The 20,957-nt window shown below is 74.5% G+C and carries 19 protein-coding genes; 13 read left to right on the plus strand and 6 right to left on the minus strand.

The annotated features are described in order from the left end of the window. Positions 1 to 32: 32 nt before the first annotated feature. Positions 33 to 527 carry a hypothetical protein gene (locus ACQ614_RS17855; protein ID WP_431679547.1) on the minus strand — a complete coding sequence of 165 codons (495 nt, stop codon included), beginning with the start codon at positions 525 to 527 and terminating at the stop codon, positions 33 to 35. A gap of 162 nt (positions 528 to 689) precedes the next feature. Beyond that, on the minus strand, positions 690 to 1,607 hold the full coding sequence (locus ACQ614_RS17860; protein ID WP_431679548.1) for an AfsR/SARP family transcriptional regulator: 918 nt from the start codon (positions 1,605 to 1,607) through the stop codon (positions 690 to 692). 423 nt (positions 1,608 to 2,030) lie between these two features. Between ACQ614_RS17860 and ACQ614_RS17865 the strand changes: the two genes are divergently transcribed. From ACQ614_RS17865 to ACQ614_RS17895, 7 genes are all read left to right on the plus strand, one after another. Beyond that, the gene (locus ACQ614_RS17865) at positions 2,031 to 3,518 is read left to right on the plus strand and encodes a vanadium-dependent haloperoxidase (protein WP_431679549.1); all 1,488 of its coding nucleotides are present in this window, start codon (positions 2,031 to 2,033) and stop codon (positions 3,516 to 3,518) included. A 27-nt stretch (positions 3,519 to 3,545) separates the two neighbouring features. Continuing rightward, positions 3,546 to 4,091, plus strand: a complete 546-nt coding sequence (locus ACQ614_RS17870) for an HPP family protein (protein WP_431679550.1) — start codon at positions 3,546 to 3,548, stop codon at positions 4,089 to 4,091. A gap of 68 nt (positions 4,092 to 4,159) precedes the next feature. Then, the gene (locus ACQ614_RS17875; RefSeq protein ID WP_431679551.1) at positions 4,160 to 5,026 is read left to right on the plus strand and encodes a sulfurtransferase; all 867 of its coding nucleotides are present in this window, start codon (positions 4,160 to 4,162) and stop codon (positions 5,024 to 5,026) included. Beyond that, positions 5,019 to 5,441 (plus strand): cupin domain-containing protein, encoded by a 423-nt coding sequence (locus ACQ614_RS17880; protein WP_431679552.1) that lies wholly within the window; start codon positions 5,019 to 5,021, stop codon positions 5,439 to 5,441. Before ACQ614_RS17875 ends, ACQ614_RS17880 begins: the two co-directional genes overlap by 8 nt. A gap of 143 nt (positions 5,442 to 5,584) precedes the next feature. Continuing rightward, entirely contained in the window at positions 5,585 to 6,085 is a 501-nt protein-coding gene (locus ACQ614_RS17885; RefSeq protein ID WP_431679553.1) for a cobalamin B12-binding domain-containing protein, read from the plus strand. Continuing rightward, positions 6,082 to 9,312, plus strand: coding sequence for an FAD/NAD(P)-binding protein (locus tag ACQ614_RS17890; protein ID WP_431679554.1), 3,231 nt, complete (start codon positions 6,082 to 6,084; stop codon positions 9,310 to 9,312). Before ACQ614_RS17885 ends, ACQ614_RS17890 begins: the two co-directional genes overlap by 4 nt. Beyond that, on the plus strand, positions 9,309 to 11,018 hold the full coding sequence (locus tag ACQ614_RS17895) for an AMP-binding protein (RefSeq protein ID WP_431679555.1): 1,710 nt from the start codon (positions 9,309 to 9,311) through the stop codon (positions 11,016 to 11,018). The genes ACQ614_RS17890 and ACQ614_RS17895 overlap by 4 nt, the downstream gene beginning before the upstream one ends. Before the next feature lie 50 nt (positions 11,019 to 11,068). On the opposite strand, the gene ACQ614_RS17900 is transcribed toward ACQ614_RS17895, so the two are convergent. Then, a complete protein-coding gene (locus ACQ614_RS17900; protein ID WP_431679556.1) occupies positions 11,069 to 11,650 on the minus strand; it encodes a TetR/AcrR family transcriptional regulator in 582 nt (193 codons plus the stop codon). Between the two features lie 124 nt (positions 11,651 to 11,774). Between ACQ614_RS17900 and ACQ614_RS17905 the strand changes: the two genes are divergently transcribed. Then, positions 11,775 to 12,320: a carboxymuconolactone decarboxylase family protein gene (locus tag ACQ614_RS17905; RefSeq protein ID WP_363500414.1), complete on the plus strand. Its 546-nt coding sequence runs from the start codon at positions 11,775 to 11,777 to the stop codon at positions 12,318 to 12,320. A 119-nt stretch (positions 12,321 to 12,439) separates the two neighbouring features. Further along, on the plus strand, positions 12,440 to 13,417 hold the full coding sequence (locus tag ACQ614_RS17910) for a LysR family transcriptional regulator (RefSeq protein ID WP_363500411.1): 978 nt from the start codon (positions 12,440 to 12,442) through the stop codon (positions 13,415 to 13,417). A 66-nt stretch (positions 13,418 to 13,483) separates the two neighbouring features. Here ACQ614_RS17910 and ACQ614_RS17915 read toward each other — a convergent pair whose 3' ends face one another. Continuing rightward, positions 13,484 to 13,759 (minus strand): hypothetical protein, encoded by a 276-nt coding sequence (locus ACQ614_RS17915; protein WP_431679557.1) that lies wholly within the window; start codon positions 13,757 to 13,759, stop codon positions 13,484 to 13,486. Between the two features lie 204 nt (positions 13,760 to 13,963). On the opposite strand from ACQ614_RS17915, the gene ACQ614_RS17920 reads away from it, so the two are divergent. The 4 genes from ACQ614_RS17920 (at position 13,964) to ACQ614_RS17935 (ending at position 18,156) form a co-directional block, all read left to right on the plus strand. Then, positions 13,964 to 14,659, plus strand: a complete 696-nt coding sequence (locus tag ACQ614_RS17920; protein ID WP_431679558.1) for a response regulator — start codon at positions 13,964 to 13,966, stop codon at positions 14,657 to 14,659. Between the two features lie 266 nt (positions 14,660 to 14,925). Further along, positions 14,926 to 16,674: an aa3-type cytochrome oxidase subunit I gene (gene ctaD / locus ACQ614_RS17925; RefSeq protein WP_431679559.1), complete on the plus strand. Its 1,749-nt coding sequence runs from the start codon at positions 14,926 to 14,928 to the stop codon at positions 16,672 to 16,674. A gap of 122 nt (positions 16,675 to 16,796) precedes the next feature. Then, the gene (locus ACQ614_RS17930; protein WP_431679560.1) at positions 16,797 to 17,327 is read left to right on the plus strand and encodes a hypothetical protein; all 531 of its coding nucleotides are present in this window, start codon (positions 16,797 to 16,799) and stop codon (positions 17,325 to 17,327) included. Positions 17,328 to 17,439: 112 nt separating this feature from the next. After that, positions 17,440 to 18,156 carry a sigma 54 modulation/S30EA ribosomal C-terminal domain-containing protein gene (locus ACQ614_RS17935; protein WP_431679561.1) on the plus strand — a complete coding sequence of 239 codons (717 nt, stop codon included), beginning with the start codon at positions 17,440 to 17,442 and terminating at the stop codon, positions 18,154 to 18,156. Positions 18,157 to 18,212: 56 nt separating this feature from the next. On the opposite strand, the gene ACQ614_RS17940 is transcribed toward ACQ614_RS17935, so the two are convergent. Then, a complete protein-coding gene (locus ACQ614_RS17940; RefSeq protein WP_431679562.1) occupies positions 18,213 to 19,007 on the minus strand; it encodes a putative protein N(5)-glutamine methyltransferase in 795 nt (264 codons plus the stop codon). A gap of 147 nt (positions 19,008 to 19,154) precedes the next feature. Then, complete coding sequence (gene metG, locus ACQ614_RS17945; RefSeq protein ID WP_431679563.1) at positions 19,155 to 20,915, minus strand: methionine--tRNA ligase; 1,761 nt, start codon at positions 20,913 to 20,915, stop codon at positions 19,155 to 19,157. Positions 20,916 to 20,957 lie beyond the last annotated feature (42 nt).

Genomic DNA, 20,957 nt, shown 5'->3' on the forward strand with positions numbered 1-20,957 from the left:
CAGAGGCAACGGAATTACCCGCCGCCCGCCTACTACCGGGCGGTGTCCGCCCGATCGCGGGAGTTGGTGGTGACCACCAGCACGGCGGCCAGCAGCACCAGGTTCTTCACCACGAACTCGCCGACCAGGGTCAGCAGCAGCGGGTTGCCGCCGTCGAAGGCCGTGCCGGGCATCAGCAGCAGCACGCCGAAGGTGCCGCACAGGTGCGCGCCGAGCACGGGCATCGCCAGGACGAGGGCCCGGCCGGTGAGCAGCCACAGCCCGAGCAGCACCTCGAGCCAGCCGAGGGCCGGCACGACCCAGCCGCCGGGGTGCCCGGGAATGGTGCCGGTCACCAGGACGGCGGCCGGGCTGCGCTCCATGATCTTCAGGATGCCGAACCACACGTAGAGCACACCGAGGCCGCCCCGCAGCAGGGTCAGCCCCCAGCGGTGCAGACCGGGCAGCAGGCGGGCGGTGCGGCTGTCCGGCGCGGGCGCGGTGCGCAGCAGGGGTCCGGGCGGTTTGAGCTCGGGGGTCACGGTCACGGCGGTGTGCCTCCAGAACACGGCTGATGACGGGTCAGGACGGTGCAGCGAGCAGCGGATCCTGCACGGCGGCCGAGGCGGAAGGTGCGGCGCCGTCTCTTCCGCCTCGCGCAGTTCCCCGCACCCCCGATCGACCGCCCGACGACATCCGCAGGACACCCCCTACGGGGTGTCCTGCCGTCCCGGGGCGGGGCGGTGCAGGCTGCGGAGACTGCGCACCTGCGGTGCGCCGCCCTCGCCGGGGGCGGGTTCGCGGCCGCCGAGCTCCCGCCGGAGCAGGTCGCGGTAGGACGTCCGGTAGGCGTTGGCGGCGATCCGGTTGCCGGCCGCCAGGTAGGCGGCGACCAGCGTCTCGTGTGCGCTCTCGCGCAGGTTGTCGGCGTGGATGGCGACCAGGGCGGCGTCGACCGCGGCACCGACCCAGCCGGCCTGGACGAGCCGGAAGGACAGTGCTTCGAGGGTGTGCAGCCGCTGTTCACGCCAGCGCATCCGGTGGTGGTCGAGCCAGTCCTCCTCCCAGTCCGGCAGCAGGTCGTGGCCGAAGTCGCAGGCGGCGGCCCGGCCGAGTTCCTCGGCGTCCATCGGGAGCGCGAGGTTGAGCACCCGGGTGGCGGTGGCGCGCAGGTCGCCCAGGTCGGTGGTGACGTCCGGGGCGAGCCTGAGCCGTTCCCGGCCTTCGTGGAGCAGGTCCGTGCGGCAGCCGGGCAGCCGGTGCAGTGCGGTGCGCAGGGCTGCGCCGGCCCTGGCCGGGTCGAGGCCGGGCCAGAGGACGGCGGCGGCCCGGGCCCGGGTGAGTCCGGCGGGTTCGACGGCGAGCAGGGCCAGCAGGCGGCGGGCGCCGATGCCCGGTTGGGCCTCGGCGCCGTCGATGTGCAGGGCGAAGCCGCCCAACAGGTCGAGCCGGACGCCGGCGGCCGTTCCTCCGGCCGGGCACGGCCGGTGGCCGTCCGGGCCGTCGGCGGCCCGCAGGGTGCGCGGCCGCGGTGGTGCGAGGTCGGCCGCGGCGCTCCGGCGCGCCTGGCCTCCCCCGGTGGCGGCGACGGCCCTGATGCCGCCACCACCCGGTAGTGCTTGGATCATGGCTTGCCCCCGTGTCCTCACCCGGGTGCCGCCCGCAGGCGGTGCCCGTGGCGTCGCGGCGCCGGGGACCGGCGCTTCGCCGCGGTGTCGTCCGCGCTGCAGTGCCGTGCCCGGTGCCGCTGGTCGATCCGCTCCCTGTGGTCGGGCGGCCTGATTTCCACGCTAACCACCGCCGGTCGGCGGCAGCGAGCGCCATCGCCGCATTGCATGGGAGCCATAGAAGAAGCCGATCGACCGCTGCGGCCGGGCCGAACGCCTGAGCAGCATCGATCGGTGTCCGCACAAATGTTTGACGGGGCGCCGTCAGCCTCGCTGCAACACGGTGCAATGCCGCTGCAACGTTCATGCCACGAACCGTCACATACCTTCCGCACAAAGCCGCTTCCCCGGCCGTCGGCCCGCACGCGAGAAGGAACGACACCGATGACCCTGCCCCTCACCACCCGAGACACCACCCGCCGCCGGGTCATCGCCGCCGGACTCGGCGCAGCCGGCGCGCTCGCACTGCCGGCCACCGCCTGGGCCGCCGAGACCCGCACCGGGCACCGCGCGCCCGGCGCGCACCAGGTCAGCGTCGTCGTGCGCTGGAACCAGGCCGTGATGGACGCCATCATGACCGAGTACCGGCTGGCCGGCACGGTGTTCGGCCCCGCCACCATCAACGCGCGGGCGCTGGCCGTCATCCACAACGCCATATTCGACGCCTGGGCCTGTTACGACTCCTGTGCGGTCGGCACCCGGTTCGGCGGTTCGCTGCGCCGTCCCCGCCGCGAGCGCACCCTGGCCAACAAGAACGAGGCCGTCAGCTACGCCGCGCACCTGGCGATGCGCGACCTCTTCCCCAACCAGGCCGCCGCCGCGGACTCCTTCCTGCGCAGCCTCGGCTACGAGCCGGACGCCCAGGCCGGCCCCGACACCCCGGCGGGCATCGGCCGCCGCACCGCCCGGGCCGTGCTCGACTTCCGCCACCAGGACGGCGCCAACCAGGGCGGTGGCTACGCCGACACCACCGGATACACCGCGCTCAACCAGCCGCAGTCGATCGCCGCCTTCGACCCCGGCCTGGTCACCGCGCCCGAGCACTGGACCCCGCTGATCGTCGGCGGGAAGACCCAGAAGTTCCTGACCCCGCAGTTCTCCGTGACGAAGCCGTTCGCGCTGAGCCGCCCGGACCAGTTCACCGTGCCGGCACCGCCCGCCTACCCGTCCACCCGGATGTCGGACGCGGTCGAGGAGTTGCTGGAGGTCAGCGCCGGTCTCAACGACGAGCGCAAGGCGATCGCCGAGTTCTGGCTGAACAACGACGTCACCCCGCCCGGCGCCCAGCAGATGTGGGGCCGCTTCGTCTCGGCCCGCGACGGCTACGGCATCGACGAGGACGTGCCGCTGTTCTTCGGCCTCAACATGGCCGAGTGCGACGCCGCGATCGGCTCCTGGGCGGTCAAGCGGCAGTACGACTTCGCCCGCCCGTCCACCCTGGTCCCGTACGACCAGCGCGGCCGGCAGATCCGTTCCTGGGGCGGCCCCGGCCAGGGCACCGTCACCATGGACGGCGTGCACTGGCGGGCCTACGTGGCGGTGCCGGGCTTCCCCGCCACCGTGTCCGGGCACTCCACCTTCTCCGGCGCGGCCGCCGAGTTCCTGCGGCGCTGGACGGGCAGCGACTCCTTCGGCGACTCCTTCGTGTTCAAGGCCGGCACCTCGACCGTCGAGCCCGGCCTGACCCCGGCCGTGGACGTCACGCTGTCCTGGCCCACCTTCACCGCCGCGGCCGAGCAGGCCGGCATCTCCCGCGTCTACGGCGGCATGCACTGGAGCTTCGACAACGGACCGGGCCTGGAGATGGGCCACAAGATCGGCCGCGTTGTGCACCGCAAGACCGTGGAACTCGCCCACGGTCAGCACAACTGACGCTGCACCCACGGGAGCTGACACACCATGACGAACCAGACCGTCAACCGGCCGTCCGCGCCCGCCCCGGCCGGGACGTCCGGCGGGGGCCTCGGCGGCCGCGCCCCGGCGTTCGCCGGGACCCGGGCCACGGTGGCCGGCACGCTCACCACGATCGTGTCGCTGCTGGTGCTGGCGGCGATCGGCGAGGCCACCGGCTCACTGCTGCTGATCGCCCCGCTGGCCGCCACCGCAATGATCATCTGCGCCAGCCCTGCGCTGCCGCCGGCCCAGCCGCGCGGCGTGCTGATCGGCCAGCTCGGCTCGGCCCTGATCGGCTACGCGGCCGCCGCCGTCGCCGGCCACTCGCTGTGGACGGCCTCGGTCGCCGCAGGCCTCTCGGTCGGACTGATGGGCGTGCTGCGCGCCGTCCACGCCCCGGCCGCCGCCACCGCCGTGCTGGTCGTCGTCCAGCACCCGGCCCCGGTGCGCTTCCTGCTGCTGCTCGCGGCGGGCAGCGTCCTGCTGGTCCTGGTCGGCCTGCTGGCCTCCCGGATCGGCGCGATCGGCAAGTACCCCACCTACTGGTGGTGACCGCAACCGGCGTACCGGCGGCCGCGGGCCGCCGGTACGCCCGGCTCAGCGACAGGAGGGAAGAAACGATGGACCGCGACAACGTCCTGGTCGACTGCGACTGGGTCAGGGCCCACGGCTCCGACGAGGGCGTCGTCCTCGTGGAGATCACCGACGGGGGCCCCAACCCGGGCGGCCGGATACCCGGGGCGGTCAGCCTCGACTGGACGACCGACCTGCAGGACCGCGTCCGCCGCGACCTCGTCGGCCCGGAGGCGTTCGCCGCCCTGCTCGGCCGGCACGGCATCGGCCCGGACGACACCGTCGTGTTCTACAGCGGCAACAGCAACTGGTGGGCCGCGGCCGGGTTCTGGCAGTTCCGGCTGCACGGCCACCGCGAACTGCGGCTGCTGGACGGCGGCCGGGCCCGCTGGGAGGCGCTCGGCGGCGACCTCACCGTCGAGGCCCCGGTCCGGACGCCGGTCGAGTACCCCGTCCGGCCGTTCGACGAGTCGCTGCGCGCCCACCGCGACACCGTCATCAACGGCATCGGCTCGATCAACCTGGTCGACTGCCGCTCCCTGGAGGAGTACCTCGGCGAGCGCACCGCCCCGCCCGGCGTCCCCGACGACCAGGGCGTGCGGCCCGGCCACGCCGAGTCCGCCCAGCACATCCCGTGGAGCGCGACCGTCCGCCCGGACGGCACCTTCCGCGACGAGGAGGAGCTGGAGGCGCTCTACAGCCAGCTCGACAAGGACGCACCGACCGTCGTCTACTGCCGGATCGGCTGGCGGTCCGCGCACAGCTGGTTCGTCCTGAACGAGCTGCTCGGACGCCCCGGCGTCGCCAACTACGACGGCGCCTGGCGGGAGTTCGGCTCCCTGATCGGCGCCCCGATCGTCTCCGGGCCGCTGCCCTGGGGCGTCGTCCGTACCTCGGAGGTGGCCCATGCCTGACGTGACCGTGATGCGCGACGTGCTGCGCAACGGCTTCGACCAGACCGACCTGCCCTGGGTGCCGTGGACCGAACCCGGCCGCGTGGGAGTCGAGTTCGTCGTCCTGTGGGGGCCCGACGCGGAGCAGGGCGAGGACTCCGCGGCCCTGCTGCTGCGCTTCCCGCCCGGCGCGCACGGCGACTTCCACGAACACCTCGGCCACGAGCTGATGCTCGTCCTCGACGGCGTGCTCGACCACAGCGACGGCCGCCGCTTCCACCGCGGCGACCTCGTCGTCGAGGACCCCGGCACCCGGCACCAGATGTCCAGCGCCGAGGGGTGCACCGTGCTCGCCGTCCGGGCCCGCCCGGCCTCGGCCCGCACCCCGGAGCCCGAAGAGATCACCACCGGCGTGGGCGCGGGCGCCGCGAGCTGACCCGCCGTCCACCCGCCGCCGGGTACCGGGCCGCGACCGACACCGCGACCCGGTACCCGGCCGCCGCACGACGGGCGCCGGCCGCCGCCGAGGCGCCCGGCACCGCTGCCAGGCCACGCACCGACGCCACCCGAGGAGTAGCCATGTCGCCTTCCCGAACCCTGACGCCGTACCCGCTGCGCCCCGCCGCTGCCGCCGCCCCGGAGCCCGCCGAGAGCCGCCGTGTGCTGCTCACCACGGGTTCCTCCGACGCGCACACCTGGAACCTCGTCCACCTGCAGCTGCTGCTGGAGGAGAACGGCCACTCGGTGCTCAACCTCGGCCCCTGCGTGCCGGAGCAGCTGCTCGTCGACACCGCGCAGCTGACCCGTCCCGACCTGGTGGTGTTCAGCTCGGTCAACGGCCACGGCCACCTGGACGGGCTGCGGGCCGCCCGCGCGCTGCGCGACGAGCGCACCACCCGGGACATCCCGCTGGTCATCGGCGGCCTGCTGGGCATCTCCCCGGAGGGCGCCGAGCAGCGGACGGCCGAACTCCTCGCGGCCGGCTTCGACCGGGTGCACCCCGACGGCACCCGCCCCGACGTGCTGCTCGCCTACCTCGCCCAGCTGCCCGCCACCTGTACCGAGCGGGCCGCCGCGTGACCCGCTCACCCGCCTCCCCACCGGACCTCGGCGCCTACGTCCGCGCCGCCGCCAACGCCGGCGAACTCGTCGTCCAGCCCCGCATGGGCATGGCCGTCCCCAGTGAGATGGCGGCCGGCCTGACCGCCGTCGCGGGCCTCGCCGAACGCACCGTCGCCACCATCACCCTGGACAGCTACACCCGGGTCGGCGACCACAGCGCCGCCGTCGTCGCCGTCCGGGCCGGCAAGCCGCTCAACGGCTTCCCGCTGGTCGGCCACGGCCCGCGCACCACCGCCAAGGTCGCCGCCGCCGCGGGCCGCCACACCCCCGTGCAGGTGCGGCACGGCTCCGCCGACCCGCGGGCGATCTTCCGCACCATGGCCGCCGCCGGCCTCGGCACCAGCGAGGGCGGCCCGGTCTCGTACTGCCTGCCGTACGGGCGCACCCCGCTCGCCGAATCCGTCGCGGCCTGGCGGGAGGCCACCCGTTTCCTCGCCGAGGAGAGCCGGGCCAACGGTGTCCGCGCCCACCTGGAGTCCTTCGGCGGCTGCCTGCTCGGGCAGCTCTGCCCGCCCTCCCTGCTGGTGGCGATGTCCGTCCTGGAGTGCCTGTTCTTCGCCCAGAACGGCATGACCAGCGTCTCGCTCAGCTACGCCCAGCAGACCAGCCCGCAGCAGGACGTCGAGGCGCTCGCCGCCCTCCGCCTGCTCGCCGAGGAGCTGCTGCCGCCCACCGTCGACCGGCACGTCGTGCTCTACACCTACATGGGCGTCTTCCCGCGCAGCACCGCCGGTGCGGGCCTGCTGCTGAAGCGCAGCGCCGAACTGGCCGTCCGCGGCGGCGCGGAGCGCCTGATCGTCAAGACCGGCGCCGAGGCGCACCGCATCCCCACCGTCGCCGAGAACCTCACCGCGCTGCGGGCCGCCGCCGCGCAGGCCCGGCGCGCCCGTCGCGACCTGGCGGACGCCCCGCGCGAGACCCCCGCCGAGGCCACCGAGGTGCTGCTGGAGGCCCGTGCGCTGATCACCGCGGTGCTGTCGCTGTCGGACGACGTCGGCACCGCCCTGCTGCGCGCCTTCCACCGCGGCATCCTCGACATCCCGTACTGCCTGCACCCCGACAACCGGGGCGCGGCCCGCGGCACGATCGGCGACGACGGGCGGCTGCGCTGGTCCGAGGTCGGCGCCATGCCGCTGCTGGCCACCGTCGGCCGCTCCGGGGCGATGACCTCCGGGCGGCTGTCCGGCATGCTCCGCCGGGTCGCCGAGCAGCACGACCGCGAGGCCGCCCGGCAGGCGCCGGAGCCGGAGGCGGTGCCGGCCGAGCCGGCGCCGCTGCGGATCGGCCTGATCGGCGGCGGACCGCGCGGACTGTCCATCCTGGAGCGGCTGGTGGCCCGCTGCGCCGAGCAGCCGCCGGAGCGGCCGGTGGAGGTCACCGCGGTGGACCCGTACTGCATCGGCGCCGGCCGGATCTGGCGGCCGGAGCAGTCCCCGTGGTTCCTGATGAACACCCCGGCGCGCGAGGTCACCATGTTCTCCGGGCCGTCCGACGGCGGCCCGGCGCGGCCCGGCGCCGGCCCCGACCTCGCCGAGTGGTGGGCCGTCGCCGACCCGGAGAACGCCGAACCGGACGGCTACGCCCCGCGCGTGGTCTACGGCCGGTACCTGCGGTTCGTGCTGGGCCTGGTGCTGGACGCCCGGGTGCCGGGGCTGACCATCCGTCCGGTGAAGGCCCGGGCGCTCACCGCCGACCGCGGCCCCGCCGAGGACGGCACCGGCGAGCCCGTGCACCGGGTCCGGCTGGACCGCGGCGACGTGCTCACCGTGGACCGGCTGGTACTGGCCTCCGGCCACCCCACCAACGAGCTCGACGAGCAGCAGCGGGAGTGGCAGGCCTTCGCCGAGGCGCACCCGCCGGTGCGGTACGTGGTCGGCGACTCGGCCGCGGAGATGCCGCTGGACGCGATCCCGCCGGGTGCCGCGGTGGGCGTCCTCGGCATGGGGCTGACCTTCTACGACGTGGTGGCGGCGCTGACGCTGGGCCGCGGCGGTCGGTTCGTGCCCGCCGAGGGCGGCGGCCTGCGCTACCTGCCGAGCGGCCGGGAGCCGCGGATCGTCCCCGCCTCGCGCAGCGGCATCCCGCTGCTGACCCGCGGGCGGAACCAGAAGAGCGCCGAATTCCGCTACCGGGCCAGGCTGTTCACTCCTGAGCGGATGGCCGCCCTGCGGGCCGCCGGGCCGCTGGACTTCCAGTCGCAGGTGCTGCCCTGGCTGCTGGCGGAGATGAACCTCGTCCTGCTGGGCACCCGGCTGCGGCACGCCGCCGGGCCGGACGCCGAGCAGGAGTTCGCCGACCTGGCGGCGGCGACCTTCCGGGAGGAGCCGCCCAGCCCGGCCGCGCTGGCCGTGCTGGCGGAGGGCTTCGGCCCGGCCGGGGAACCGCTGGCCGCGCTGTGGCGCCTGGCCCGGCCGTTCGCCGGGCGGCGGTTCGCCTCGCCCGCCGAGTACCGCCGGGACCTCGCCGCCTGGCTGCGCGAGGACCTCGCCGAGGCGCTGCGGGGCAATGTCGACGGGCCGGTCAAGGCGGCCGGCGACGTGCTGCGCGACGTCCGGGCGACGATCCGCTCGGTGGTGGACTTCGCCGGGCTGACCCCGGACTCGCACCGCCGGTTCCTCGCCGACTTCAACCCGGCCGCCGCGGTGATCTCCACCGGGCCGCCGGCGATGCGCTCCGAGCAGTTCCTGGCGCTGCTGGCGGCCCGCGTCCTGGAGCCGGTCGGTCCGGCGGCCCGGTTCCGGGCCGACCGCGACCTGGGCTGCTTCACCGTGGAGTCCGGCCAGGTCGAGGACTCGCGGGTGCGGCTGGACGCGCTGGTCGACGCCCGGGTGCCGGGCACCGACCTGCGCTCGGACCGGGACCCGCTGATTCGCGGGCTGCTGGCCGACGGCGTGATCCGCACCTTCGTCAACTCCTGGGCGGGCGGCGCGTTCGACACCGGCGGGATGGCCACCACCGACTCGCCGTTCCACCCGGTGCGGGCGGACGGCGGGATCGAGCGGACCATGTTCGTGCTGGGCATCCCGAGCGAGCACACCCGCTGGTTCACCCAGGTCGGCAGCGGCCGGCCGGGCCCCTGGGGCGCGTTCACCCGGGACGCCGACGCGATCGCCGAGGCGCTGCTCGCCGACGCGGCACCGCAGACCGCGGCCGAGCCCGCGCTGACCGGGCGGGCCGGCCGGTGAACGGGCGCCTGGACGAAGGCTGGTGGCGCCACCGGCGGACCGCCGCGCACGAGGAGTACCGGGCCGCCCGCGACCTGCTGATCCGGCTGCGCGGCGACCGTGCGACAGCCTGCGAGTCCTTCCGGCCGCCGCGCGCCCGGGAGTTCAACTGGGCGCTGGAGTGGTTCGACGTGGTGGCCGCGGGCAATCCGCGGACCGCCCTGCGGCTGCTGTCGCCGGCCGGCGCGGACGGCCGGACGCGGATCGCCGAGGAACTGTCCTTCGCCGAGCTCTCGGCCCGCTCCGACACCCTGGCGGTCGCGCTGGCCGGACTCGGGGTGCGCCGCGGGGACCGCGTCCTGCTGCTCCTCGGCACCCGGGCCGAGCTGTGGGAGAGCCTGCTCGGCTGCCTCAAGCTCGGCGCGGTGGTGGTGCCCTCGTACCAGGACGTGACCCGGGAGGAGGCCGCCGACCGGATCGGCCGCGGCCGCATCCGGCACGTGCTCTGCGCCGAGGAGGCGGCCGCGCTGCTCGACGGGCTGCCGGTGCCGGGCCTGCGGATCGCCCTCACCGACCGTCCGGCACCGGGCTGGACGGCCTACCCGGACACCCGCTCGGTGCAGGTGCCGTTCCTGCCGGACGGCCCGACGCCCGCGGCCGACCCGGCGTTCTGCTACTTCACCTCCGGCACCACCTCGCTGCCGAAGCTGGTCGAGCACACCCATGCCAGCTACCCGGTCGGCCACCTGTCCAGCCTGTACTGGAACGGCCTGCGCCCGGGCGACCTGCACCTCAACCTGTCCGCGCCGGGCTGGGCGAAGCACTCCTGGAGCAGCTTCTTCGTGCCGTGGACGGCCGAGGCCGCGGTGCTCGCCCCGCCCGACGGCGGCCTGGCGCCCGAGGTGCTGCCCGGCGTGCTCGCCGACCACGGCGTGGACAGCTTCTGCGGCCCGCCGAGCGCCTGGCGGGCGATGCTGCCGCACCTGCACCGCACCCGGTCGGCCGTACGGCTGCGCGAGGCCACCGCGGCCGGCGAGCCGCTGACCGCCGAGGTGTCGGCCGCGGTCGCCGCCGCCTGGCACGTACAGGTCCGGGACGGCTACGGGCAGACCGAGGCCACCGCGCTGATCGGCCGCACCCCGGACGACCCTGCGCCGCTCTCGCCGCTCGGCCACCCGCTGCCCGGCTACCGGGTGGTGCTGCGCGACCCGGCGACCGGTGAGCTCGGCGCGGCCGGCGAGGTCTGCCTGGACCTCGCGGAACGGCCGGTCGGCCTGATGGCCGGCTACGCGGACGACCCGGAGCGCACCGCCGCGGCGCTGGCCGGCGGCCTGTACCGCACCGGCGACGTCGGCGAGGTCTGCGCGGACGGCTCGATCCGGCTGCTCGGGCGGCTGGACGAGGTGTTCAAGTCGTACGGGCACCGGGTGTCGCCGGTGGAGGTCGAGGCGGTCCTGCGCGGGCACCCGGAGGTGGCGGACGCGGCGGTGGTGCCCCGCCCGGACCCGGCCGGCGGGCTGGTGCCGTACGCGGTGGTCGCGACCCGCGGGGAGCCGCCGAGCGGGGCGGCGGCGGCCCGGCTGCGCGGGGAGTTGCTGGCCCGGGCGGCCGAGCGGCTCGCCCCCATGTTCGTGCCGCGCGGGCTGGAGTTCGCGGCGGAGCTGCCGCGGACCCGGTCCGGGAAGGTGCGCCGTGCGGAGCTGGCCGCACGGTTCGCGGACGGCTGACCGGATGCCGGTCGGCCGTCCGCGGCTCCGGGCTCTCCCGGGGCGGCCCGTCAGCCCTGCGGTGCCGTGCCGCGGTCGGCGGTGGCGAGCAGTGCCTCGGCGACGGCGCGGGCGCGCGGGGCGGCGTCCGGGGTGCGTTCGCGGAGTGCGGTGATGATGGCGCCGTCGCCCAGCAGGGCGAGCTGTCCGGCGAGGTCGCGGTGGCCGCGGTAGCCGCCGGCGGCGAGCAGCCCGTCCAGGTACTCGATCACCTTCTGCTTGTGCTCGGCGGCCACCTGGTGGGCGGGGCTGGCCGGATCGGCCTCCTCCACCATGGTGTTGATGAAGGCGCAGCCGCGGAAGTCGTCGGCGGCGAAGCGCTCGGCGAGGCCGTCGAAGAGGGCGAGCGGGAGCTCGCCGGTGCCGCGGGGGCTGGCCCGGACGGTGTCGGCCAGCCAGGTGCGCCAGGCGGCGTCGCGGCGCCGGAGCACCTCGACGACGAGGTCGTCCTTGCTCGGGAAGTGCCGGTAGAAGGACGCACGGCCGACGCCGGACTCGCTCAGGATGCGCTCGACCCCGACCGCGCGGATGCCCTCCTCGTAGAACAGCCGCTCCGCGGCGGCGAGGAGTCGTTCTCTCGCATTGCTCGGCATCCGAAAACGGTACCACTCGGTTCTGATTTTTCGATGGGCGTTGACGGAAGACGGAACCGATCGGTACCGTCCTAGCTGTTTGGTACCGATCGGTTCCATCTCTGCCGCAACCGAGGAGAGACCCATGTCCCGTCTGCCCCAGCTCACCACCGAGACCGCCGACGAGGAGCAGCGCGAACTGCTGGAGAGCACCCTCAAGCAGCTCGGCAAGGTCCCGAACCTGTACGCGGCACTCGCCAACGGCCCTGCCGCGCTCCGCGGTTACCTGGCGATGCGCGAGGCACTGGTCGGCGGCACCTTCAGCACCAAGCAGCGCGAGCAGCTCGCCCTGTTCATCGCCCAGCGCAACAGCTGCACCTACTGCGTCTCCGCGCACACCATGCGCGGCGGCAAGGTCGGCCTGAGCGAGGGCCAGCTGCTCGACACCCGCCGCGGCACCGACGCCGACCCGCACATGGACCAGGTGCTCAAGCTGACCGGCGAGATCATGGCCAGCGGCGGCCGGGTCTCCGACACGGCCCTCGCCGAGGCCCGCGCGGCCGGCGTCACCGACGCCGAGATCGCCGAGATCGTCGGCCACGTCGCCCTGAACGTGCTGTCCAACTACTTCAACCACGTCGCCGAGCCGGAGCTCGACTTCCCGCTGGTCGACGCCCACACCCTGGCCTGACGGCCGCCGCGGTCGCGGGGCGCCCGGAGACAGCACTCCGGACGCCCCCGCCGCCCGCCGGCGGCCGCCCACCCACCACCACACCGGCACCACACGGGCGGCATGCGGGAGCAGCAGCAGTGGACATCGACGTCAAGACCCTGAGAACGTTCTGCGAGGTCATCAGAACCGGCTCGTTCACCAGCGCCGCCCACCGGCTGGGCTACTCGCAGTCGAGCGTGACCGCGCAGATGCGCGCCCTGGAGAGACAGGTCGGCGCCCCCGTCTTCCACCGCCTGCCGAACGGGGTCCGGCTCACCCCGGCGGGCTCCACCCTCCGCGGATACGCGGGCCAACTACTCACCCTGGTGGACGAGATGGAGCACGCCCTGCGCGGCCCCTCGGCCACCGTGCCACGGCTGAAGGTCGGCCTCGTCCCGGCCCTCGCCTACGGCGAACAGCTCGCCAGGATCGCCCAGTTCGGCCGCCGCCTGCTCCCCGGTGTACAGCTCGCGCTGCGCGTGATGGGCACCGCCGAGATCCACGCGGCCCTGCGCGCGGGCGGCCTGGACGGCGCCATCCTGCTGACCGGCCGCGACCACCGCGCCGCCGCCCCCGTCGCCGCACTCACCGCGGCCCCCGGCCGTGCCGGCGCCCGGGCCCGTACCGCACTGCTCGCCGAGCGCGCCTCGGCCGTCCGCGAGCGGCCCGAGGCGCCCACCGAGATCGCCGTCCAGGACCTGGAGTTCACTCCCAGCACGAGCGCCGCGGCCCGTCCCCCGCTCTCCTGCCACCAGGTCGTGGTGGCCGACCCGGACTGCCCCTCGCAGCGCTGGCTGCCGGAGTTCCTGCGGCTGCGGGGCGGCGAGACGCCGGAGAGCCTGGAACTCGGCTCGATGGACGGGGTGCACGCCACCGTCCAGGCCGGGCTGGGCTGCGCGATGCTGCCGACCGGCCTCGCCGCCCAGCCGTACGGCGCGAGCCTGGCGCCGATCCCGGGCGTGCCGAGGATGCACTGGACGGTGTCGCTGCTGGCCGCCCGCGGCAAGGAGTTCCGCGAGGGCCACCGCCAGGGCCTCGCCGACGCCATCCGCCTCGCCCTCACCTGCCCGGCCTAGCCGACAACCACCAGGGGCACGAGGTGCCCCTGGTGGTTGCCCGTGTGCCCCTGGTGGTTCCCGTAGTCAGCCCTGCGGGGACAGGTCGTAGCGGTGCACCGCGGAGACCGTGTAGGAGACGTCGGGCACCGACAGCCCCACTGCCCGCATCCGTTCGGCGAAGCGGTTCATCGACTCCTCGGAGTCCCACAGGTCGACCACCCGGATGCCGTCACCGGTCACCGCGGCGACATGGGCCAGACAGCCGGCGAAGATGCCGTCCTCCCGGGCCAGCCGCTCGTGGAACTCCTCGTACTGTTCGGCGGTCGCCCCCAGCAGGTCGACCTCCACGAGAACCGCCATCCCGGCCCTCCTCGGCTCCGCGCCGCCGCGACGGCCGCGGCGGACTCCGTCTCCCAATCTCGGCCCGCGCACCGCCCGCCGCAAGCAGGACCACGGCCGGCCGACAGTCCGATTAGGGCCGGACGGCCCTGTCCGCGGTCCTCGGCGGCCGGACAGAATGCGGTGGCCCCTCCGCGGTGGAAGGGCCGGGGAAGGAGTTGTGCCATGCTCGACGGCACGGTACGGACGGGTGCCGAGGATCCCGTGCGGGTCTTCCTGCTCGACGACCACGAAGTGGTCCGCCGGGGCGTACAGGACCTCCTCGACTCCGAACCCGGTCTGACCGTCGTGGGGGAGGCCGCCACCGCCGAACAGGCCCTCGCCCGGGTGCCCGCGCTGCGGCCCCACGTCGCCGTGCTCGACGTGCGCCTGCCGGACGGCGACGGCGTCTCGGTCTGCCGCGAGCTGCGCTCCCGGATGCCGGAGCTGGCCTGCCTGATGCTGACCTCCTTCGACGACGAGGAGGCGCTGCTCGACGCCATCATGGCCGGCGCCTCCGGCTACGTGCTCAAGCAGATCACCGGCACCGACCTGGTCTCCGCCGTCCGCACGGTGGCCGCAGGCCAGTCGCTGCTCGACCCGGGTGCCACCGGCCGCCTGATGGCCCGCCTGCGCGGCGAGACCTCGATTCCGCAGCCGTCCCCGCTGCCCGCACTGACCGAGCGCGAGGTGCAGATCCTGGCGCTCGTCGGCGAGGGGCTGACCAACCGGCAGATCGGCGAGCGGCTCTACCTGGCGGAGAAGACCGTCAAGAACCACGTCTCCCGGCTGCTCGCCAAGCTCGGCGTGGAGCGCCGCGTCCAGGCCGCGGTGCTCGCCACCCAGGTTCCCGCCGCCAAGGCACCCGCCACCCGCCGCTGACCCCGGCCGCACCGGATCGACATCGGGCACCCCTGAGGGGTGCCCGTTTGCTTTCGGCGGCGGTCCGTTGGGCCCGGTCGACCGGCCCCGGGCCGGGGACGGTGGACCCGGCGGCGCGGGGACCAACGGCCCTGGGGCGCCTGCCCCGCCGCCGCAGAGCATGGATCGCCGCCGGCCGGAGCCGGGAGCGGCGCCCGTGCGCGTGCTCCCCTCCCGTACGCCCGCGCGGCAGTACGAGGTTCGGCGAGCGAGTGAGGAGGCGTCCGGTGGCTGCCATCGAGGCGACACAGGAAGGGGTCGGGAGCCCGGCCCCGCGGCGGCGGCCCGGGGCGGTACTGGTGCGGTGGCTGACCACGACCGACCACAAGACGATCGGGTCGCTGTACCTGTGGTCGGCGTTCGGCTTCTTCCTGGTCGGCGGTGTGCTCGCACTGGTGATGCGCGCCGAACTGGCCCGTCCCGGTGCGCAGTTGCTCTCCAACGAGCAGTTCAACCAGGCCTTCACCATGCACGGCTCGATCATGCTGCTGCTGTTCGCGATGCCGCTGTTCACCGGCTTCGCCAACTGGATCATGCCGCTGCAGATCGGCGCCCCCGACGTCGCCTTCCCGCGGCTCAACATGCTGTCGTACTGGTTGTTCCTGTTCGGCTCGCTGATCGCGGCGGCCGGCTTCGCCACCCCGCAGGGCGCCGCCGACTTCGGCTGGTTCCTCTATGCGCCGCTCTCGGACGCCGTCCACTCCCCCGGCGTCGGCGCCGACATGTGGATCATGGGCGTGACGCTGTCCGGCTTCGGCAGCATCCTCGGCGCGGTCAACTTCATCACCACCATCATCTGCATGCGCGCCCCCGGCATGACGATGTTCCGGATGTCGATCTTCGTCTGGAACGTGCTGCTCACGGCCGTCCTGGTGCTGATCGTCTTCCCGGTGCTGGCGGCGGCACTGCTCGCCCTGGAGTGCGACCGCAAGTTCGGCTCGCACGTCTTCGACCCGGCGAGCGGCGGCGCCATGCTGTGGCAGCACCTGTTCTGGTTCTTCGGGCACCCCGAGGTGTACATCCTGGCGCTGCCGTTCTTCGGCATAGTCTCCGAGGTCATCCCGGTCTTCAGCCGCAAGCCGATGTTCGGCTACTCGGGCCTGATCGCCGCCACCATCGCCATCGCCGGCCTGTCGGTCACCGTCTGGGCCCACCACATGTACGTGACCGGGCAGGTGCTGCTGCCCTTCTTCTCGTTCATGACCTTCCTGATCGCGGTGCCGACCGGCGTGAAGTTCTTCAACTGGGTCGGCACCATGTGGAAGGGCTCGCTGAGCTTCGAGACCCCGATGCTCTGGACGACCGGATTCCTGGTCACCTTCCTGTTCGGCGGCCTCACCGGGGTGCTCCTCGCCGCGCCGCCGATCGACTTCCACGTCTCCGACTCGTACTTCGTCGTCGCCCACTTCCACTACACGCTGTTCGGCACGGTGGTGTACGCGATGTTCGCCGGCTTCCACTTCTGGTGGCCGAAGATGACCGGCAAGATGCTCGACGAGCGGCTCGGCAAGATCACCTTCTGGACGCTCACCGTCGGCTTCCACACGACCTTCCTGGTCCAGCACTGGCTCGGCGCCGAGGGCATGCCCCGCCGCTACGCCGACTACCTCGCCTCGGACGGCTTCACCACCCTCAACACCGTGTCGACCGTGGGCTCCTTCCTGCTCGGCCTGTCGATCCTGCCGTTCCTCTACAACGTCTGGAAGACCGCCAAGTACGGCGAGAAGGTGACCGAGGACGACCCGTGGGGCTGGGGCCGCTCGCTGGAGTGGGCGACGTCCTGCCCGCCGCCGCGGCACAACTTCCTCACCCTGCCGCGCATCCGCTCCGAATCCCCGGCCTTCGAGCTGCACCACCCGGAGATCGCCGCCCGCGACCACCTGGAGAACCACGGCGAACCCGCCAAGCACCTGGCCGGGGTCGTCCCCGCGGAGTACGACACCCCGCAGCCGCGGCGGCCCCGCTCCGAGGGCTGACCCGGCGCCGGCGACACCACCGAACGCCGTTCCCGCCCCTGCTACTCCCCCGCCGGGGCGGGAACGGTCCGCCCCGACCCCACCCACCCCGCCGGACCGCCGCACAGCGGCAAGGAGAAGCCATGAGCCACACCGTTCCGGCCGTCGGCGCCGCCGCGGTCACCGCGGCCGGCTGCGTCTGGTACCTCCCGGCCCTCGCCGACCTGCGGGCGGGCGACGACCGGCCGCACTCCACCCGCCTGGCCGCCCTCGCCTGCCTGACCTGGTGGCTCGGCACGGCCGCGGCGAGCGCCCTGCTGCTCACCCCCGTGCCCGGCCGCTGGGCGCTCTCCACCACGGCCGGCGGCGCGCTCGCGGCCGGCGCGCTCCGGCTCGCTGCCGCAGTGCGCCGCCGGGCCGAACAGCGGGAGGAGGCCCGCCGGTGGGCCGCCGTCCGCCCGGCCGGGGCGCGGCCGGTGCCGACCGTCCGGCCCCGCGCCGCACTGCTCGGATGGCTGGTGGCGGGCAGCGCCGCGGCCTCCGTCGCCACCGCCGTCCTGCTCGCCGCGGGCCGGGCGCACCCCGTCCCGGCGCCCGCGGTCGCCGCCTGCGCTGCGGCCGCCGCGGCACTCGGCACCGTCCTCGCCGTCACCGCGGCCCGGAGCCGCCCGTGACCGCATCCGCGGTCCTCCGGCCGGGCCGTTCGGCCCTGTGCGCGGGCCGCGGCCCGGAGTTGGGTAGAGGAGGGGTGCAGGCAGACACCAGAACCGGCAGGAGGAGCGGTCCATGACCGAGGCGATCACCGTTCAGGGCTTCGACGGAGTCCCGCGCGAGATGCTCGACGAGGCCCGTACCCGGATCGCAGCCGCAGCGGACTGCGCCAACGCGCTCGTGGAATCCCTGCGGGTCCGGCTCTCCCCGGCCGGGCTCGCCCAGGTCAACGCCGAGGTCGACGGACGGCGGATCAGGGTGCAGGAGACGGCCCGCGGCGTCGGCGAGGCGCTCGACCGCCTCGCGGACGGGCTGCGCCGCCGGATCACCTCCGTCACCGGCACCTGGACGCCCCGCGCCTGGCCGCAGCCGAACCGCACGCCCGCGCCGCCGATCCGTCCCGCGGACGGTCCGCCGCCGATCGCCCGGGTCAAGTCGCCCTCTCTGGTGTGGTGTTCGCCCGACGCTGCGGCCCGCACGCTGGACGCGATGGACTACCGCATCCACCTGTTCACCGACCCGGCCACCGAGACCGACGCAGTCGTCTTCCGGGTCGGCCCGACCGGCTACCGGCTCGCCCGGACGATCGCCGCAGCCCCGCCGCGCAACACCGCGGCCCCGCTGACCGTCAGCCCGCACAGCGCACCGCTGCTCGCCGATGAGCAGGCCGTCGAGCGACTGGTGGGCGCGGAACTGCCCTTCCTCTTCTACGCCCGCCCCGCCGACGGCCGCGGCCGCGTGCTGTACCGCCGCTTCGACGGCCGCCTCGGCCTGATCACCGGCGCCTCCTGAGGCATGTGGGTGCCCCCGGCGTCCCTTGGGGCACCCACGCGCCTCCGGAGTCCTGCCTACGGTCGCCGCCGGCCGACGACGACGGTGGCGTCCAGGTCCTCGCACTCCGCGGTCCGGGCCTCCAGCCCGGCCGCGGCGAAGGCCGCTAGGGTGCGCGGCGCCTGGCGGTCGCTGGTCTCCACCAGGAGGTGGCCGCCGGGTGCCAGCCAGGCGGGTGCGTCGGCGATCACCCGGCGCTGCACGTCGAGGCCGTCCGCCCCGCCGTCGAGGGCGACCAGCGGTTCGTGGTCGCGGGCCTCGGCGGGCAGCAGGCCGATGGCCGCGCTCGGCACGTAGGGGGCGTTGGCGACCAGTACGTCCACCCGGCCGCGGAGGGCCTCGGGCAGCGGCGTGTACAGGTCTCCCTGGTACACGGTGCCGCCGGCCGCGGCCAGGTTGCGGCGGGCGCAGCGCACCGCAGCCGGGTCGATGTCGGCGGCGTGCAGTTCGGCCGCCCCGCCGAGGGCCGCGGCCAGGGCCGCCCCGACGGCTCCGGCGCCGCAGCACAGGTCGAGCACCACGGGTGCGGGGCCGGCCAGTCCGGCGGCGCGGCCGACCAGGAACTCGGTGCGGCGGCGCGGTACGAAGACGCCGGGGTCCACGGCGACCCGCAGGCCGCAGAACTCCGCCCAGCCGAGGACGTGTTCCAACGGGAGGCCGGCGGCACGCCGGTCCACCATGGCGTCGAGTTCGGCCGCCGAGCCGGCCGTGGAGAGGAGCAGTTCCGCCTCGTCCTCGGCGAAGACGCAGCCGGCGGCGCGCAGCCGCAGGACGAGGGACGGGAAGTCGTGGAGCGAACGGGAGAGCGACACGGGAGCCTTTCGGGAACTTCCGAAGGGCGCCCCCGGCGACCGCTACAGCGGTCGGGCCGTCCGGCCGTACGAGGAGGGCACCCTGCCTGCACCTGCGTTGATGGGTCCCACCTCCTCGATCGGTTCCTGCCCGGAACGACGGCCACCCTACCCGAGCGGGGTGCTGCCCGTCGCCCGTTCGGGCCCGCCGCCGAAGCGGGCGGACCAGGCGGCCAGGTCCTCGTCGGCGACCTTGGCGAAGAGGACCGGCGGGACGGTGAACGGCGTGCCGGCGGGCACCAGCTCCAGGGCCCCGGCCTGCTCGGCGTCCACCCAGGTCTGCGTTCGGGCGGGCGCGTCGTCGGCGAGGGCGAAGGCCTCCCGGACGGCCCGGCTCGCGGTCGGGACGAACGGCTCGGAGACGACCGCGTGGAGGAACATCAGGTTCATCGCCGTGCGCAGGGTGAGCGCGGCCCCCTCCGGATCGGTCCTCACCTGGAGCCACGGCGCCTTCTCGTCCAGGTAGGAGTTGCCGGCGCTCCACAGTGCGCGCAGGCTCTGCACGGCCTTGCGGAAGTTCAGCGCGTCCAGGTGGGCCTCGTACTCGGCGAGCAGTTCGGCGGCCCGGGCGCCGAGGCGCCGCTCGGCGTCGCCGGGCGTGCCGCCGGCCGGCACCTCTCCGCCGAACCGCTTGCGGCTGAAGGACAGCACGCGGTTGACGAAGTTGCCGAAGGTGTCGGCGAGGTCCTTGTTGACCACGGCGGCGAAGAGGTCCCAGGTGAAGCTGGAGTCGTCGGACTCGGGGGCGTGCGCCATCAGGAACCAGCGCCAGTAGTCCGCCGGCAGCAGCTCCAGTGCGGTGTCGGTGAAGATGCCGACCTGTTGGCTGGTGGAGAACTTGCCGCCGTAGTACGTCAGCCAGTTGAAGGCCTTGACGTGGTCGACCTTCTTCCACGGCCGGCGCGAGCCGAGCAGTGTGGCGGGGAACATCACCGTGTGGAACGGGACGTTGTCCTTGGCCATGAACTGGGTGTACCGGACGGTGTCGTCGGCCTCGTACCACCAGGACTTCCAGTCGCGGACCTCGCCCGTGGGAGCGGCGTCGGCCCACTCCTTGGTGGCGCCGATGTACTCGATCGGGGCGTCGAACCAGACGTAGAACACCTTGCCCTCGGCCGCCAGCTCGGGCCAGACGTCGGCCGGCACCGGCACGCCCCACTCCAGGTCGCGGGTGATCGAGCGGTCCTGCAGTCCCTCGGCCAGCCACTTCCGGGCGATCGAGGAGGCCAGGACGGGCCAGCCGCCGGCCCGGTCGGCCAGCCACCGCTCGACCTCGCCGGTCAGTGCCGACTGCAGCAGGAACAGGTGCTCGGTCTCCCGGACCTCCAGGTCGGTGCTGCCGCTGATCGCGGACCGCGGCTCCAGCAGGTCGGTCGGGTCGAGGACGCGGGTGCAGTTCTCGCACTGGTCGCCGCGGGCCCGGTCGTAGCCGCAGTACGGGCAGGTGCCGACGATGTACCGGTCCGGCAGGAAGCGGCCGTCGGCGACCGAGTACACCTGCCGGACGGACCGCTTCTCGACGAAGCCGTTGGCGTGCAGCTCGCGGGCGATCTGCTGGGTGATCTCCCGGTTCTGCGCGGAGGAGCTGCGGCCGAAGTGGTCGAAGGTGAGCCGGAACCCCTCGTAGACCGCCCGCTGCTGCTCGTGCGCCCGGGCGCAGAACTCGGCAACGGGCAGGCCGGCCTCCTGGGCGGCCAGCTCGGCCGGGGTGCCGTGCTCGTCGGTGGCGCAGATGTACAGCACCTCGTGGCCGCGCCGGCGCAGGTAGCGCGCGTACACGTCCGCCGGGAGCATCGACCCGACCATGTTGCCCAGGTGCTTGATCCCGTTGATGTACGGAAGCGCGCTGGTGATCAGCTGTCGGGTCATCCCGGGTGCTCCAGTGCCGGTGCGGTGGTCTCGGGCCCTGTC

Origin of the sequence: Kitasatospora dryopteridis (genome assembly GCF_050749075.1) — a bacterium.
In the GTDB taxonomy this organism is placed as follows: domain Bacteria; phylum Actinomycetota; class Actinomycetes; order Streptomycetales; family Streptomycetaceae; genus Kitasatospora.